The sequence below is a fragment of the Phytobacter sp. genome (assembly GCF_059074235.1).
The window spans coordinates 110,953-126,689 of record NZ_JCACPZ010000001.1 but is presented as its reverse complement, the minus strand read 5'-3'; the positions used below and the strand labels follow the sequence as shown (position 1 = coordinate 126,689).

Below are 15,737 nucleotides of genomic sequence, written 5' to 3'. Positions count from 1 at the left end.
TTCCCTCTTAAAACGCGACAGAAACGCGCCAGTTAACACTCGCATGATCGGGCCCGAGCCAGTCGGGGTAGCGCAGCGGCGTCCCCACGGAAATCTGGCTGGCAAACAACCGTCCGGCACTGTTAAGACCGACCGCCGCGCCCCACAAGGTTCCACTGGCATAGCTGTCGAGCTTGTCTTTCTGCAACCAGCCGCCATCCAGCGCCACAGTGGCGCTGATTTGCCCAAGGACGGGCATCGTGAAGAGGCTGTAATTCAGTTCGTTACGCCAGTAGCCGCCGTTATCGCCGGACAGGTACTGCTCTTTGTAGCCACGTACGGAGCTTTCGCCGCCCAGGGTCAGGCGTTCGCTGCCGTAGAGCCGGTCAGGGGACCACTGCCCGTACAGGCTGGTCAGCCACAGCAGGTCACTGGTGACAGGCCGCTGGAAACTGGCGTTCAGGCTCCACTTACGGAATTCGGCGCGGGGGACATCGCCGACTTTGTTTTCATCGGTTTCGGCGTTGAACCAGGGCATACCGTGGCTGAAGCTGGGGTTGAAGGTCGCCACACCGCCCAAAATCTTATGGGTATGGTTGATGCCCAGCATCAGGCTCGAGAGATTACGGGAACTGCTGACCAGAGGAGCATCGTTCAGCCAGTTATGGCTGGTGCGCTGCGTGACACCCGCCATCAGTGCGGTTTTGATATCGCCATTGCGGAACACCACCCATGAGGTATTCAGGCGATGGGTTTTGGTGTCCCCGGTGGAAATCCACGGGAAGCCCATATTGATAATTGTGGAGCGGTAATTACTCCAGGCCCATGAATAATCCATCAGGCCGTATCCGTAGGGAATGCTGATCCCCGCCTGGAAATTCTGCGCGTCATAAGCGGTGGCAAAATCACTGCTGCGCCCGCCGCTCACCGTCCACCGGTCTGCCAGACCTAATAGATTATTGCCGACCAGCGAGCCACTTAATTGATCTTCACCCGTGCTTTTCTGCCCGCTATTATCCAGCGACACACTGGCACTTAACGGAAATTCAGGTACTGCTTTTAAGTCGACAATGGAATAACCAGTTTCAGTATCCGGGATTATTTCAATCTGCACCGGTGTCGTACGTAGCCGGTTTATTTGCTCCATGCCCTGTTCAATATCACGCAGGTTTAAAATGTTACCTTCGAGGCCGGGAAATACCATTTTCAGCATGCGTGGCGAGGCACCTTCGAGCCGTATCTGACGTAAGCGCCCTTCCAGCACCACAATGCGTAATTCGCCCTGCGAGAGATCCTGCTCGGTAAGAAAAGCACGGCTGGTAATATACCCCCGACTGATATACCAGTCAGAAATCGACGAAGTAAGCTGGGTTATTTTTGCCATATCCAGGCAGCGGTTCTGCCAGGGTGAAAGCAGCTGCTGCCGGACTTTGGGGCTCATCAATGTCGCCCCGGAAAGGGTGATGGTGTGCAGCGTAAAACAAGGACCCTGAGTGACGTCAGCCGGTGTATTTAAACCTGAGCGTGGCAAGGGCGTGCTGCGTTCCAGCTCATCACGCTGTTGCTGGCCCTGTCGTAAAATTTGTTCCTGCTGTTGCCGGACAGCATCACGATCGGCAGGGGTTAATGGGGCGGCGTGCGCCGTCGCCACAAATAATAAAGACAGAAGGAGATACCGCACAATAACCATCCATAGAAATAATCTAATCCTGCCACCAAAAATTAATTTAGGTTAGGAATAATCTAATGGTATTTTTTATATATTCCTATGAATGAAAACGAAAGGCAATAATCAAAAAATGCAAACGCGCTTTATTCATTTAAATTTAGCTTTGGGGGATAATATATTATTGAATGATTATTTAGCTGGAGTTTATTAAAGTTTAGTCCCACTGCAATTACATAATCCATCAAATCATTTAACATTCCCATTACGGTTCACGCCGCTCGGCGTCATACTCTTTATGGCGACGAACCTACACTTGTCATGCTTTTATTGATCCAACCTTTGTTTCTAATAAACACTGGCTAAACGAAATCTAACTTACACATCAAAAATAAGACGTCTTAGCGCTATTTAGGAAAGGACTTAGGTCACTGAGAGTCATTTCGAATATTTTAAAATTCCCTGAAAGGTTAATTTGTAACCACGGCACAACATACTTGCCGTTATCACTTAAATGGATCCGGCCATGTGCTGGTGATAGTTATTTTCAAGGAAAAGTAATGAATATTAAATTAATGTCTGCATCCGTTGCCGCTGGTCTGATGTTATTAGCAGGTGCTGCACAGGCTGATGTCGTTAGTGTCACCGGCGGTACCGTCCATTTTGAAGGTAAGCTGATTAATGCGGCTTGTGCGGTTAGCACTACCTCTGCCGATCAGACCGTACAGCTCGGTCAGTATCGCACCGCGACCTTCACCAAAGTCGGCGATACCTCGACCCTGGTACCGTTCAAAATTGTTCTGACTGACTGTGATCCTGCGGTAGCAGAAACCGCCGCCGTTGCCTTCACCGGCCAGGTTGACGCAACCAACAATACGTTGCTGGCCATTGCCTCCGGCGACAATGGCTCCACCGCGAAGGGCGTGGGCATTGAGATCCTCGACAATAACTCCAACCCGCTGAAACCAGACGGTGTTGTAACGTCTGTCGCGCAGAAGCTGGTGGAAGGTGAAAACACCCTGCGTTTTTCTGCGCGCTATAAAGCGACTGCAGCGACGACTTCGCCAGGTCAGGCGAACGCAGACGCTACCTTTATCATGAACTACGAGTAAGCACCTGGAGTACAGGGAAAATCCTCGCCCCATGGATGGGGCATTTTTTTGTCTGCCACAAACACGTAAAGAGTCACTTTTGCTATGCGTAAATATTTAAAAACAGCCGCTGCGGTTTTATTTTTTTCCGCGGTGTCATTACCCGCATATTCCGCTGGCGGTATTTCTTTAGGGGCCACTCGCGTTATTTATCCGGCGGATGCTCAGCAAACATCGCTATCTATTTCCAACAGCGGCGATAAAGAACGTTTCCTGGTCAATGCGTGGATTGAAAATAATAACGGGCAAAAAGAAAAATCTTTTGTGGTCACACCACCATTATTTGTCAGCGAACCGAAAAGCGAGCATACCCTGCGTATTATTTATGCCGGGCAACCGCTGCCAACCGATCGCGAATCGGTGTTCTGGATGAACGTCAAAGCCATACCGTCGATTGATAAAAACAGCCTTGAGGGCAAAAACGTCCTGCAACTGGCGGTGCTGTCACGCATCAAGCTCTTCGTGCGCCCGGCAAAATTATCGGGGTCACCAACAGAAGCTCCTGCACAACTGACTTTCACTCGTGCGGGTAAACAACTGACCATTAATAACCCCTCAGCATATTACGTCTCCCTCGTAAATGTGCGCGTGGGTGGCCAGAAAGCAGAAAATCTGATGGTTGCGCCAAAAGCCAGCAGCCAGATTGCCTTACCCGCCAACGCTCAGGGCAGCGTGACTTACCAGACCGTCAATGATTACGGTGCGGTTACGCCTGCCATCACGGCTCGCCTGCCCTAACGCGACGCGGTGAAAAAACACAGGAATCAGGATGATGACCCCGATAAGCCTCTCTTTGCGCGCAGGGCTTGCCCCCCGATTGTGCGGTTTCTTGCTGGCGGCGACGTATCCGGCATTCAGCAACGCTGAGAGCTATTTCAACCCGGCATTTTTATCCGACGACACGGCAACGGTGGCAGATCTGTCACGCTTTGAGAAAGGCAACAACCAGCCACCGGGCGTCTATCGCGTAGATATCTGGCGTAACGACGACTTCATCGGCACTCAGGACGTGCATTTTGCGATCGCCAAAGGCGAAACCGCGACCACTTCCGGCGGGCTGATGCCCTGCTTTAACGCAGACTGGTTAAAACGCCTCGGCGTTAACCTGCAGGCATTTCCGGCGATCAACACCGACGAAGAGACGGAATGCCTGAATATTCCGCAAATCGTACCGGGGGCAACCCTGACCTATAACTTTGCCTCCCAACGCCTCGACATCAACCTGCCCCAGGCAGCGATGAACAACAGCGCACGTGGCTATATCTCCCCGGAAGAGTGGGACGAAGGCATTCCCGCCGGACTGCTTAATTACACCTTTACCGGTAGTCGTGGCACGGACAGCGACAACTACTTTTTGAGCCTGCAAAGCGGCATGAACTATGGCCCGTGGCGATTACGTAACAGCAGTGCATGGCGCTATACGAGCAGCGACAGCGGCCATTCCCAGCGCTGGAGCAATATCGGCACCTGGGCGCAGCGCACTATCATCCCGCTGAAAAGCGAACTGGTGATGGGCGATAGCAACACCAGCAACACCGTGTTCGACAGCCTCGGTTTTCGCGGTATACGCCTGTTTTCCTCAGACAGCATGTACCCGGAAAGCCTGCAGGGCTACGCCCCGACCGTGCGCGGTATCGCCCGTACCCCCGCCAAACTGGTGATCCGCCAGAACGGTTACGTTATTTATCAGAGCTATGTCTCTGCGGGCGCATTTGCGATTACCGATCTCAACCCGACGTCGTCGAGCGGTGACCTGGATGTGACCGTGGAAGAGAAAGATGGCGGTCAGCAGCACTATGTCGTGCCTTATTCAACGGTCCCCTTACTGCAACGTGAAGGTCGGGTGAAATATGACGCCGTGGTGGGTAAATATCGCAGCGGGAACGCTCAGCAGTCGAAACCAGGATTTGCTCAGGGCACATTGATGGCCGGGATGGCGGGAAACTACACCCTCTATTCCGGTACGCAACTGGCAGGGCGCTACAACGCATTTGTGTTCGGCGCAGGGAAAAACCTCGGCGACTGGGGTGCGGTCTCTGTCGATCTCACCCACGCACGTAGCGAGCTGGCAGACAACAGCATCCATCAGGGGCAATCGTTGCGCTTTTTGTACGCAAAATCCCTGAACCAGTACGGCACCAACTTCCAGTTACTCGGCTATCGCTACTCCACACGCGGGTTTTACACCTTAAGCGATGTCGCGTACCGCAATATGGAAGGCTACGAATACGAAGATGATGGCGAAGGCAATCAGGTCAAAACGCCTGTCGTGCGCAGCTATCACAACCTGCATAACAGTAAAAAAGGGCGCTTTCAGGCCAACATCTCGCAGAACTTCGGCGATTACGGGTCAATGTACATCTCCGGCAGCCAGCAAACCTACTGGAATACCAGCGATACCGACACCTGGTACCAGGTGGGCTACGCCAGTAGCTGGAAAGGGATCAGCTACTCCCTCTCCTGGTCATGGAATGAATCGCCGGGTATCAGCGGCAGCAACAAAATTGCGGCGCTGAACCTCACCGTGCCGTTCAGCGTCTTTAGCGGCCAGCACTATGACCGCGACAATGCGCTCGATCGCGCCTGGGCCAGCTTCAATGCCAGCCGCAATAGTAACGGCCAGGAGAGTTGGCGCACCGGCGTGGGCGGCACACTGCTGGAAGGGCGCAACCTGAGTTACAGCATAAGCCAGGGCCACAGCAGCACTAACGGATCCAGCGGCAGCGCCAGTGCAAACTGGCAGGGGGCGTATGGCACATTGGGACTCGGCTATAACGTCGACAGTAACCAGCACGATTACAACTGGCAACTGGCGGGCGGTGTCGTCGGTCATGCTGACGGCGTGACCCTCAGCCAGCCGCTCGGTGACACCAACGTGTTAATCAAAGCGCCGGGCGCACGCGGTGTGCGTATCGAAAACCAGACCGGGGTAAAAACCGACTGGCGCGGCTACGCGGTCATGCCGTATGCCACCGTCTACCGCTACAACCGTATCGCGCTCGATACCCAGTCAATGGACAACCATACCGACGTAGAAAACAACGTCAGCCGCGTCGTCCCCACTCAGGGCGCACTGGTGCGTGCCAGCTTCGATACCCGCATTGGCGTGCGTGCCCTGCTGACCGTGAAGCGTGGCGATCGCCCGGTGCCGTTCGGGGCTATCGTGCGGGAATCCGGCAGCGGCATCACCAGCATGGTCGGTGAAGAGGGGCAACTTTACCTCAGCGGATTGCCGCTTAAAGGTGAGCTGTTAGTGCAGTGGGGTGACGATGCGTCATCGCGTTGCAAAGCCCGCTATTCACTGCCCGAAGAGAGCCTGCAACAGGCCGTCGCACTTGCCAACGTGCAGTGTGAGCGAAAAGGATAATCATGATGAACAAAACCTGTCTGCTGCTCATTGGGGCAGCATCACTGGGGATGGCGAACGCCGCCAGCGCCACCATTTGCTATAACTCGACCGGCAGTCCAACCGACATTGCCTATGATCTGTCGAACACCTTTAACAGCTCGAATAACCAGGTCGGGCAAATCGTCACCCTGCCGGAAAAATCAGGCTGGGTCGGTGTGCAGGCAACCTGTCCGGCAGGGACAACCGTTAACTATACCTACCGCAGTTACGTCACCACTCTGTCAGTGCAGAACACTGAAGGCAGTTACCAGTACCTGAAATTAAATGATTATCTGCAAGGGGCAATGCAGATAACCGACTCCGCGGCGGGTGTATTTTATCCGCCCCGCAACTATATCCGCATGGGTGTACACACTGACGTCAGCAAGCAAAAGCCGTTCGACGTACTGGATTCAAAACTCATTTTCAGGCTGAAAGTAACGCGGCCCTTTATCAACATGGTGCCGATTCCCCGCCAGACCATGCTAACAGTGTTCGTCACGTCGACGGCGAGTGATGCCCTGGTGACGCCGGTTTATACCATCAGCTACAGCGGAAAGGTGGAAGTGCCACAGAACTGCAAGATCAATGCAGGCGAAACGGTAGAATTCGATTTTGACAATATTGGTGCTGCGCTCTTCAGCAAAGCAGGGGCGGGCGGACGTCCCTCTACCGCCACCCCGCAAAATAAACGCATTGCCATCAAGTGCACCAATATTGATGCCCAGGCCTATCTCAGCATGCGACTGGAAGCTGAAGACTTTAAGGGCAATATGATGGTGTCAGATAACAAGGACGTCGGCTTTATGGTTGCCGAAGAGGGTGGTCAAGTACTTGAGCCCAATTCTTTGGCGAGCAAAATCCCCTTCCGGCTGGACGACAACGCCGAAGCCAATCTCGGTCTTCGCGCCTGGCCAGTCAGTGTAACGGGGAAAAAACCGGCTGAAGGGCCATTTACCGCACGTGGTTACCTGCGCGTGGACTTTGATTAAAGGAGGGGGATGATGCGTAAAAGAGATAATCTTGCCGCCCTCGCCCTGATGTTCAGTCAGGCCGCTATGAGTGCCAGTCCGCTGGGGGAAATCAACATTGAGTTGCGCGGCAACGTGGTGGATTTTAGCTGCACAGTGGAAACCGCTGACAGTAATAAGACAGTGAACCTGGGGACCTGGCCGACGAAACAACTGCGTATACCCGGCAGCACCACCATGTTGGTGCCCTTTAAACTTAAGCTCACCGGTTGCCCACCCGGCAGCGCCTCTATCACCTTTTCCGGCACACCTGCCTCCGACCCCTCTCTGCTGGCGCTACGGGACGGCGAGATGGCGAAAACGGTGGCCATTGAGCTACGCGACAACGACCGCAGCCGTATTGCGCTCGAAAATGCCAGCCAGCAGGCGGTCATCGATGAAAATGGCGATGTGACGATGCAGTTTTACGCCAACTATATTGCGCTCACCGGAGATGCGCAGCCGGGCGATGCCAATGCCGACGCGACCTTTACCATCAATTATTACTAAGCTGAAACGATAAAAAACACGCCCGGAAGGACTATCTCCCGGGCGTGTTTTCTAGAGTAGTTCGTGTGACTTAGCGTAATCAATCAGTTCAACAATGGTATGCACACCCAACTTGGTAAATATATTGGATTTATGTGCACTGATCGTTTTATTACTTAGTAGTAAGTGATCCGCAATCTCTTTATTCGATAAACCATTAGCCAGATAACGTAATACCGTTACCTCGCGATTAGATAATGGCATATCCCATTGTTCGCCACGGCGTCGAGCCGGTTGATTGATAAAACTGATGGTTTCTGACGGAAAAAAAGAATAACCCGCGAGGATCATCTCAACCGCATTATAAATATCACACAGATCTTTGCGTTTACTGACAAAACCATTCGCTCCGGCACGTATTGCCCGGCCTGCATAAAAAGATTCTGATTTAGACGATAAGAATAAGACGTTGGTCTTCTCGTTTATCGCCTTGATTCTTCTCAACAAACTGAATCCATCTGTTTTCGGCAATTCAATATCCAGAATAACCAGGTCAACAGGGTTAGCGCGAATATAATCAAGTGCGGTACGACTGTCATCAGTTTTCAATACCACCTGAACATCTTTGTTTTTCGCGAGCAATACGTCTATCGACATTCTGACAATAGGATGCTCGTCCATAATGATAACGGAAGCCGGTTTCATTTTTTGTGCCTCTGACTTTTTTCATAATGCAACGCCAATAATAACCATTAGCGTTGGCAGGATTAATGTAAAATCAAGAAATTAATGCCGGGGCCTTCCTGAGGAAAACCTTGAGCATCCTTGCTTGCTTAGTTATTTCCACTCGCAGACTGCGAATGTGGGGAATAGCCTTTTCGTATAACGGTTTAGATTAGTCTTATTTGTTAATAAGTTGAGATGATTATACCTGGGACGCTTCGTTCGAAAAGCCTTATAAAAACAAAAGGTTTTTTCAAGAATATAAAATCCCGGAAAAACGGAGTATAGATTCTGCTTTTGAAACGAAAGCCTAACGAAACCGCATTATTAAGATTTACGTTTCGTGTTTAACACGGAAAACAAAGCTGTAACCCAAATGTGTGTAGATCGTTAAGTACACCAGCCTCATCCGTAGGCTATTTTTCCCACAGCCTTATGTATTTACTCTAAAAAATGAGGGGTTTTGAGAGACAAAGTGACATCCAGGAATAGTTGTAATTGTTAATTAGATGTAACTTAACTTCCTAAAATCACACAGAATTAAGTAGTTTCTTAGTTCGTGGGTGAGAGTAACAACTCCCTTGCTACACCTTAATGATTTACATCAAGCGTTAATCGATGCAGAAGTTGGGTAAGAGATTGTCGGCCAGGTAGTCCCAGCCGCTGCAGTAGCGTGGAAATACGATACACCGCACGGTGATAAGGCAGCCTGATCTGCCGGGCGGCATTTTTCAGCGTCAGCCCCTGTGCCAGTAGAGTGATAAGTTGCCATTCCGTGGAGGAGAAGCACGGAACTGTTTTTGGCAAGGGCGGGGCGAGCAGTGCTTCTCTAAGTAACTGAACAGGAAGGTTACGCGCCAGCGGCTCGAACGGCCCGGCGGCGCTTAAAAATGCGTGCATGGGTGGGTCCTGATGTGAGATCAGCAGGTATGTTCGCAACCCCCCTTTCGACAGGCAGTGTGCCCGCAGTGCCATGAGCGCAGCAAAACGGCTGGTCGTCAGGCTTTCCATGTCGACGATAAGTGAGGTGAGGCTTCTGTCATTCAGGCGATAGCTGGCAGCTTCCAGCGACCCAAAGGTTGCTGTGCGTTTGCCGACGAAAAGATGGCGACTCCAGGCGTAGCCCAAAAATCGGTCCGAGGAGATGAGCATCTGGCTGATAATGCCTTCAGGCAGCGTATCGCTGAGCTGGAGCGAGAGGTGCTCCAGGCTATCAATCACCAGTGGCATATCATGCTGCCACGGCAGCATGGTGTGTCGGGCTTTAGTTCTGCGCTTTTTTTCCCGTCGCGCCACACTTCGCATTTTGTTCTCGCAAATAGCTCTCTCCCCAATGAATGTGCCGCAGTCTCATCAGGTCCGAAGGTCATTGCCAGGATTTTCCTAATCGATAACGTGCTGAATGGCGTTTACGGGCGGACAATGTAACGGGTCATCCGCGATATTCGCTTATTTTGTTCGGCAAACGAGCACGTCGCCAAGATGGATTTACTTAAAGCGGGGTGAGATTTTTCGCAAACGGAGTCGCAACCTGTTTCGTGAATCCACGGAGAAGCATTTAGTTATTAACTTTTATTAAGAGAGAAAGAGGTAGTGATATTTACGTCGTTGAACTCTGGCATACCAAAGAGGACCGTTAGTCCTCTGCTCATAGCCTGAACCTGCCGGATGGCGTTGCGCTCACCCGGCCTGAGTTTCAATCCGGCTTTAGTTACTCGCCAGTCGCACAAAGGTGTCCTGCAATTCTGCGGGCTTACGCACACCCTGGTGTAGGTCCAGCACACGGCCCTGACTGTCGATCGCGACCGACGTCGGCGTGCCGATGACCTTATAACGCTCCTGGGTGATTTTGAGCTGATCGCGCACTACCGGGTAGGTTATCTGGTGTTTTACCAGCAGCGCATTGATGTCCACCGAATCCGGGTCGGTGTTGACGGCCACCACCACTACGTTATCGCCATATTTTTTACTCAACGCTTGCAGGGTGTCCATTTCCGCGAGGCATCCACCACAGCTGGACGACCAGAAGTTGAGGTAAATACCTTTGCCCTTCCAGCTTTCGAGGCTGACGTCTTTGCCAAACATATCGAATGCCGCCAGCGCCGGAGCGGGTGCCCCTTTCGCCAGTTTCTCTTCTTTGCAGCCGCTCAACAGCACCAGCAGCACTAATACCAATCCGTTAAGCCAACGCATGATGTGCTTTCTCCTCGCCAAGATATTTTCCGTGCTGTAAACGCACGATACGGTCTGCAAACTGCCCGAGCGCTGGGTTATGTGTCACCATCACGATGGTGCGCCCCTGGCGGTGTAGGTCGGTGAGCAGATCCAGCACGCGCTGTTCGTTCTCTTCATCCAGGTTACCAGTGGGTTCATCGGCGAAAATGACCGGCGGCTCGTTCACCAGCGCACGGGCAATACACACCCTTTGCTGTTCACCACCAGAAAGCTGGCTCGGCAGGTGGGTGATACGGTGCTCCAGCCCAACCTGCGCCAACACGGCGCGGGCAGCGGCTTCGTCCACCACGCTATGGTAATGCTGCGCCAGCATCACGTTCTCCAGTGCCGTCAGGAACGGGATAAGGTGGAACTGCTGGAAAACGAGGCCGATTTTCTCGGCACGAAAACGGCGACGACCCTCTTCATCAAGGGCGGCGGCATCGGTACCGTCGAGAATCACCTGCCCTTCAGTGGCGGTGTCCAGACAGGTCAGGATGTTCATCAGCGTGGTTTTACCGGAACCCGAGGCTCCCATAATCGCCACAAACTCACCGCGAGCAATGCGTAAATTGATATCGTCCAGCGCGGTGACGTCACCGAAGCGCTTATACAAATGGCGGGTTTCAATCGCCATCTGCGGGATTTGCGTAACAGACATGGCGTTACTCTCCTTTCAAAACTTTTGCAGGCTCGACGCTCACTGCGCGCCGCACCGGAACGATGGCCGCGAGCACCGCGACCAGCAAAGACAGCACCAGGGTGATAGGCAGAACGGGCAGGCGCAGGGAAATAGCTGCGTTGAACACCGTCATCCCCAACAGCTGGGCCAATAGATAGCCAAGGATCCAGCCCGTCACCACTGCAGCCAGCGCAATAATGCCGGTTTCCAGCACCATCTGACGCATGATGTCGCCGTTGCTGGAGCCGAGCGCTTTTTGCAGCGCAAACTCTCGCGAGCGTTCTCCCACTATCGCCATCAGCGTGGTGTTCACGCACAGCGACGAGAGCGCCAGAATGACCACCGAGACCAGCCCCATCAGCCCTTTTATCTTGTCGAGCACCTGCCCTTCGGAGGCCGAGACTTTACGCACCGGGCGAATTTCCAGATCAGGATACTGCTGTTGCAGGTGCTGGGCGTAGCTCTCCACCTGACCCACATCGTTGCTCACGCTGAGCAGCGCATGGCTGATTTTGTCCGGCTGATGGAGCCATTTCTGCGCCACATCGAGGCTGACAATCAGCATGTTATCGGTGGCATCACCTGCTTCAACGATGCCCTTCACCAGCAGTTTTTTACGCTCTTTATGATCGACCAGGGTAATACTGTCGCCCGGTCGAACGTTCAGTCGTTCGGCCAGCTTGACGCCCACCATCGCGTTCCGGTCATCAAAACTCACACCGATCCAGTTACCGGTCACCTGCCAGTACGGCGCCAGTTTTTGCATCGATTCAAACCATACGCCAACGATCACCACCTTCTCGAGTTCGGTGCGCGCCATCCCGTACAGCCAGGGGCTGGCTCCATGAATCAACCCTTGCGGGGCCTTGTCGAGAATGGCCTGTAATTCCGGCTGCGGCATACTGGAACCGTGCCCCGGCCCAATGTAAAAGTTTGCCCCGAAGGTGCGCAGTTCTTCGCTCATTTTGGTGTTGATGTCGAACCACACGGCGGAGAGCGCAGTGACAATGGTCGCCCCCACGGTGAGAGCAGCAAACACCACGCTGACGCGCTGCAAACGCAGGCGCAATGCGCGCCAGACCAGAAGCCAGAGCATGTCGTGCTTAGCGGCCATACAGCACCTCCACAGGGTAAAGGCGGGCAATACGGCGCGCCGGGAACCAGGTGCCGATAACGGCAATCAGCACCGCCACCACCAGCACACAAGGGAAAACAATCCACGCGAAATTGAGGGGTGCATCAAACAGCATCAGGCCGATGGCTTTCGCCAGTCCCCAGCCCGCAATACAGCCCACCGCACCACCGGCCAGTCCACTCGAAGCCGCTTCCAGATAGAACAGCAGCAGAATTTGCCACTGACGCGCACCGAGCGCCTTCATCAGGCCGATCTCTTTGGCGCGTTCCATAATGGTACTGGTCATCAACGAGGCAATGCCCATCGCGGCAGCAGCCAGGGCGGCAAGCGTCACCACGCCCATCAGGAGCTGGATCTTGTCGATAACCACCCCCTCCGAAGCGGCAACCTGCCAGACCGGACGCACTTCGGCACCGGAAATCGCCTCTTCAAGCTGGTGAGCAATAGACGAGACGTACGCCGTGCAGTACCAGAGGTCATACTCTTCGGCATTCAGTGCATCGAGGTTTTCACGGGCGCGGCGCGAAAGTTCGTTTTCCGGCACCGTCAGCGCCGAGACGCGAATGGCCTGCACTTTGCCTTGTAGTCCCAGCAGGTTTTGCACCACAGCAAGTGGCATAACCAGTTGGCTGTCCTCTTCGCCACCGCTGGAAAGAATGCCGCTGACGACCACGGTTTGCGTTTTGCTTCCGGCCTGCAGGGTGAGTTTGTCGCCGGGTTTCCAGCCGTTATTGCGCGCCAGCGCATGACCGACCAGCGTCTGCGGCACATTGCTCACGGGCTCCTGCGGCCACTCGCCGGTCACCTGCCAGAACGGGCTCACGGTGCGCTGCCCGGTCTGGTAACCCTCTTCGTCCGGAATATCCACCGGCTGACTGAAGAAGGTGCCGAGTACCCGGACATCATGCCCGCCCACCGTCACCTCGCCGCCCAGCATCGGGGCAAAGCCAACAATGTTGTTACGCCAGAAGATATCTTTGATGTTCGGCAGTTCGTTTTCGTCGAGGAAATCCTGCCCGGAGAGCGGGTTGCTCTTCTCGCTGAACATCGCAGGCAGCGCCGCCTGCCCGGCGGGCTCAATCAAAATGTTCGCTCCGTAGGATTTCAGCTCGCGCGACATCTTGTCACCGATATCAATCGACACCGCCAGCAGCGCAGAGATGAGACTGGAAGCCAGAAAGACGGTCAGGATCGCCAGCATTTTTCGCCGCAGATTACGCCCCCAGGACTGCCGTAGCATTCGCCATAACATGACTATTCCTCCTTCACGATATCAGGCGCGAACTGCTCAGGCGCTGCGCGGAAGCGGTTGTAGTTTGCCTCAGAAGCAAAGAACCACGTTTTGCCGCCCCAGCTGTATTTGTACTCAGCAGCCGTGTTGGTGAGGGGGGTCTTATCCACCGGATCGGTCACCTTAATGGTCACCACCGTTGAGAAGTAATTCACCCCAGCCGCCAGCGCATCGCCGGGGATGGTCAGTTCTTTCTCGTCGTTGCGCCAGTTGTCGATCGGCACCGGGTTACAGCCTCCCGCTTTACCTATCGACGGAATGAAAATGTGTACGCCGCAGGCCACGCAAATCACCTGATTGCCTTCCATCACATAGCCCTGGTCGCCGCACAGCAGACAGGCGTCAAACACCACGCCAAAACGCAGTTTGTCCGGGTAACGGTTGATGATGAAAAAGCGCACGGCTTTGCCGTCGTCCGCCACCCAGACAAAACGGTGTAATTTGCCATCACGCAGTTGCTCTACCGGCAGGTGCACCATGCCGTCGCTGGCAAGCTGAACTGGCTGCGCTTGCGATAACTGCGGCGGCTGCGAGGCTACCAGGTTCCACCACAGTTGCCCGGCAACGATCACCGCAGCACAGCCGACGGTACTGAGCAGCAGACGTGTAGCATTGCGGCGTTGGGCAAGGGCCAGGCGGTGAGCTATCGGCTCGTGCGTCACCCGTACATCACGGAAATAGCGGTACAGGGTCGGTAGCCAGCACAGCGCAAGACACAGCAACAGCCCCGCCCCAACCCAGTTGTACAGTTCGGCATTATTCGTCACCTTCGCCACAAAACTCAGCAGCGATTTCACCAGTGGCACCACCTGCAGTTTCATCAGCAGCAGCAACAGGTTTCCGCTTATCGGCAGCCACAACATCACCATCAACACCAGCGTCAGTGGCCAGTGTGTCCAGCGAAGGCGACGCACCAGCATGCAGCACATGGCAGCGGCAAGACACAGCGCGGCGAAAGCCAGTACCAATGACGTGAGATTGAGTAGCAGATCGGTATTCAACACATGGGTGCTGGTCAACCCTTCAAGGTTCGGATCCAGCCCCCAGTGACGTGCGGCACCAAACACCAGAATCGCCTGCCATAAGTAGCGCACACGGTGTGGTACCCACCAGAAACTGAGCAGGAACAGCAGCGATACCAGTAGTTCGACGCCCACCAGCAGCAACTGAACCTGTTGGGAACCTTTGAACCAGAGACCGAACAGCAGCCCGGCAACCAGACCAACGAGGGATGTCCAGACCAGCGGTCGCAGCGACGGGAGCGGGTTACGGCTCCAGAGCAGCGCGCTAAGCAGAGCGACGCAGAAAAAAACCTGTAGCGTGGTGACGAAAAAGTAACTCATAACTTCAACCCGGCCAGAGAGGGTGTAAAAAAGTGGTGTACCAGAAAGCAGAGCGCGGGATGACCAGAATGGCCCTCCCGCGTGGTTAACACCAACACCTGCGTATTAATTAATTCAGGCCGACGTATTTAAAGTCATAGCTTACGTCGAACGGTTTCCACCAGCGGCCTACACCAGTTTCGGTGTCAGTGTGACGGTGCATACCCGCTTTGGCTGGCGGCTCGATGTGGTAAGTCACTTTGTAGTTACCCACGCCCATCATTTTGATGTTCGCGCCGTAGTGCGGGCCATCGCTCGCCACCATTGGCATGAAAGTCCCTTCCTGTTTCTCACCGCTGTCGGTGTTTACCAGGGTGTAGCTGATGGTCAGATACGGAACCCACTCACCGGCGCCGAAACCGTTTTTGTTCCCTTCGGTCGCGTGGATATCGGCTTCCAGGTGGATATCAGCTTTCGCTGCTGGCAGGCCCATGCCACGAGGTTCCATATCAATGGGCTGCAGGTAAACAGCGGCCAGTTCCATTTCGTTCATTTTGATCGGTTCACCCGCCGGGTGTTCCTGGAACGCAAACGCCGCAGGGGCGGTGAAAATCCCGGCAATGACTGCACTGGCAATCAGGCTCTTCTTCATGGTCATCTGACACATCCTCTCGTCTAAAAAATGGA

14 protein-coding genes are annotated in these 15,737 nt (G+C 54.0%); 5 read left to right on the top strand and 9 right to left on the bottom strand.

All coding sequences use genetic code 11. The features are described 5' to 3' along the window. Nucleotides 1-7: 7 nt before the first annotated feature. The gene (locus AC5JPW_RS00605; protein ID WP_494237699.1) at nucleotides 8-1,669 is read right to left on the bottom strand and encodes a ShlB/FhaC/HecB family hemolysin secretion/activation protein; all 1,662 of its coding nucleotides are present in this window, start codon (nucleotides 1,667-1,669) and stop codon (nucleotides 8-10) included. 536 nt (nucleotides 1,670-2,205) lie between these two features. Between AC5JPW_RS00605 and fimA the strand changes: the two genes are divergently transcribed. The 5 genes from fimA (at nucleotide 2,206) to sfmF (ending at nucleotide 7,704) form a co-directional block, all read left to right on the top strand. After that, nucleotides 2,206-2,757, top strand: coding sequence for a type 1 fimbrial major subunit FimA (gene fimA / locus AC5JPW_RS00600; RefSeq protein WP_494237698.1), 552 nt, complete (start codon nucleotides 2,206-2,208; stop codon nucleotides 2,755-2,757). An 84-nt stretch (nucleotides 2,758-2,841) separates the two neighbouring features. Then, the gene (gene fimC, locus AC5JPW_RS00595; protein ID WP_494237697.1) at nucleotides 2,842-3,534 is read left to right on the top strand and encodes a type 1 fimbria chaperone FimC; all 693 of its coding nucleotides are present in this window, start codon (nucleotides 2,842-2,844) and stop codon (nucleotides 3,532-3,534) included. A 34-nt stretch (nucleotides 3,535-3,568) separates the two neighbouring features. Beyond that, nucleotides 3,569-6,163, top strand: coding sequence for a fimbrial biogenesis usher protein (locus tag AC5JPW_RS00590; RefSeq protein ID WP_494238116.1), 2,595 nt, complete (start codon nucleotides 3,569-3,571; stop codon nucleotides 6,161-6,163). 5 nt (nucleotides 6,164-6,168) lie between these two features. Continuing rightward, nucleotides 6,169-7,176, top strand: coding sequence for a type 1 fimbria D-mannose specific adhesin FimH (gene fimH / locus AC5JPW_RS00585; protein ID WP_494238115.1), 1,008 nt, complete (start codon nucleotides 6,169-6,171; stop codon nucleotides 7,174-7,176). 9 nt (nucleotides 7,177-7,185) lie between these two features. After that, nucleotides 7,186-7,704: a fimbria assembly protein gene (sfmF, locus tag AC5JPW_RS00580; protein ID WP_494237696.1), complete on the top strand. Its 519-nt coding sequence runs from the start codon at nucleotides 7,186-7,188 to the stop codon at nucleotides 7,702-7,704. Between the two features lie 51 nt (nucleotides 7,705-7,755). Here the strand turns inward: sfmF and fimZ are convergent, their stop codons facing one another. The 8 genes from fimZ to AC5JPW_RS00540 form a co-directional block, all read right to left on the bottom strand. After that, nucleotides 7,756-8,388, bottom strand: coding sequence for a fimbria biosynthesis transcriptional regulator FimZ (gene fimZ / locus AC5JPW_RS00575; protein ID WP_494237694.1), 633 nt, complete (start codon nucleotides 8,386-8,388; stop codon nucleotides 7,756-7,758). A gap of 609 nt (nucleotides 8,389-8,997) precedes the next feature. Beyond that, nucleotides 8,998-9,711: a fimbria biosynthesis regulator FimY gene (fimY, locus tag AC5JPW_RS00570; RefSeq protein ID WP_494237693.1), complete on the bottom strand. Its 714-nt coding sequence runs from the start codon at nucleotides 9,709-9,711 to the stop codon at nucleotides 8,998-9,000. 402 nt (nucleotides 9,712-10,113) lie between these two features. Then, entirely contained in the window at nucleotides 10,114-10,599 is a 486-nt protein-coding gene (locus AC5JPW_RS00565; RefSeq protein ID WP_494237692.1) for a TlpA family protein disulfide reductase, read from the bottom strand. Next, a complete protein-coding gene (locus tag AC5JPW_RS00560) occupies nucleotides 10,586-11,281 on the bottom strand; it encodes an ABC transporter ATP-binding protein (RefSeq protein ID WP_494237691.1) in 696 nt (231 codons plus the stop codon). Before AC5JPW_RS00560 ends, AC5JPW_RS00565 begins: the two co-directional genes overlap by 14 nt. Nucleotides 11,282-11,285: 4 nt before the next feature. After that, nucleotides 11,286-12,416 (bottom strand): ABC transporter permease, encoded by a 1,131-nt coding sequence (locus AC5JPW_RS00555; RefSeq protein WP_494237690.1) that lies wholly within the window; start codon nucleotides 12,414-12,416, stop codon nucleotides 11,286-11,288. Next, nucleotides 12,406-13,689, bottom strand: coding sequence for an ABC transporter permease (locus AC5JPW_RS00550; protein WP_494237689.1), 1,284 nt, complete (start codon nucleotides 13,687-13,689; stop codon nucleotides 12,406-12,408). Before AC5JPW_RS00550 ends, AC5JPW_RS00555 begins: the two co-directional genes overlap by 11 nt. Nucleotides 13,690-13,691: 2 nt before the next feature. After that, nucleotides 13,692-15,071, bottom strand: coding sequence for a Fe-S-containing protein (locus AC5JPW_RS00545; RefSeq protein ID WP_494237688.1), 1,380 nt, complete (start codon nucleotides 15,069-15,071; stop codon nucleotides 13,692-13,694). 109 nt (nucleotides 15,072-15,180) lie between these two features. Then, on the bottom strand, nucleotides 15,181-15,708 hold the full coding sequence (locus AC5JPW_RS00540; RefSeq protein ID WP_494237687.1) for an iron transporter: 528 nt from the start codon (nucleotides 15,706-15,708) through the stop codon (nucleotides 15,181-15,183). Nucleotides 15,709-15,737 lie beyond the last annotated feature (29 nt).

Coding starts and splice junctions, on each gene's coding strand:
- AC5JPW_RS00605 (WP_494237699.1), bottom strand. CDS start 1,669: ATGGTTATTGTGCGGTATCTCCTTCTGTCTTTATTATTTGTGGCGACG.
- fimA (WP_494237698.1), top strand. CDS start 2,206: ATGAATATTAAATTAATGTCTGCATCCGTTGCCGCTGGTCTGATGTTA.
- fimC (WP_494237697.1), top strand. CDS start 2,842: ATGCGTAAATATTTAAAAACAGCCGCTGCGGTTTTATTTTTTTCCGCG.
- AC5JPW_RS00590 (WP_494238116.1), top strand. CDS start 3,569: ATGACCCCGATAAGCCTCTCTTTGCGCGCAGGGCTTGCCCCCCGATTG.
- fimH (WP_494238115.1), top strand. CDS start 6,169: ATGAACAAAACCTGTCTGCTGCTCATTGGGGCAGCATCACTGGGGATG.
- sfmF (WP_494237696.1), top strand. CDS start 7,186: ATGATGCGTAAAAGAGATAATCTTGCCGCCCTCGCCCTGATGTTCAGT.
- fimZ (WP_494237694.1), bottom strand. CDS start 8,388: ATGAAACCGGCTTCCGTTATCATTATGGACGAGCATCCTATTGTCAGA.
- fimY (WP_494237693.1), bottom strand. CDS start 9,711: ATGCGAAGTGTGGCGCGACGGGAAAAAAAGCGCAGAACTAAAGCCCGA.
- AC5JPW_RS00565 (WP_494237692.1), bottom strand. CDS start 10,599: ATGCGTTGGCTTAACGGATTGGTATTAGTGCTGCTGGTGCTGTTGAGC.
- AC5JPW_RS00560 (WP_494237691.1), bottom strand. CDS start 11,281: ATGTCTGTTACGCAAATCCCGCAGATGGCGATTGAAACCCGCCATTTG.
- AC5JPW_RS00555 (WP_494237690.1), bottom strand. CDS start 12,416: ATGGCCGCTAAGCACGACATGCTCTGGCTTCTGGTCTGGCGCGCATTG.
- AC5JPW_RS00550 (WP_494237689.1), bottom strand. CDS start 13,689: ATGTTATGGCGAATGCTACGGCAGTCCTGGGGGCGTAATCTGCGGCGA.
- AC5JPW_RS00545 (WP_494237688.1), bottom strand. CDS start 15,071: ATGAGTTACTTTTTCGTCACCACGCTACAGGTTTTTTTCTGCGTCGCT.
- AC5JPW_RS00540 (WP_494237687.1), bottom strand. CDS start 15,708: ATGACCATGAAGAAGAGCCTGATTGCCAGTGCAGTCATTGCCGGGATT.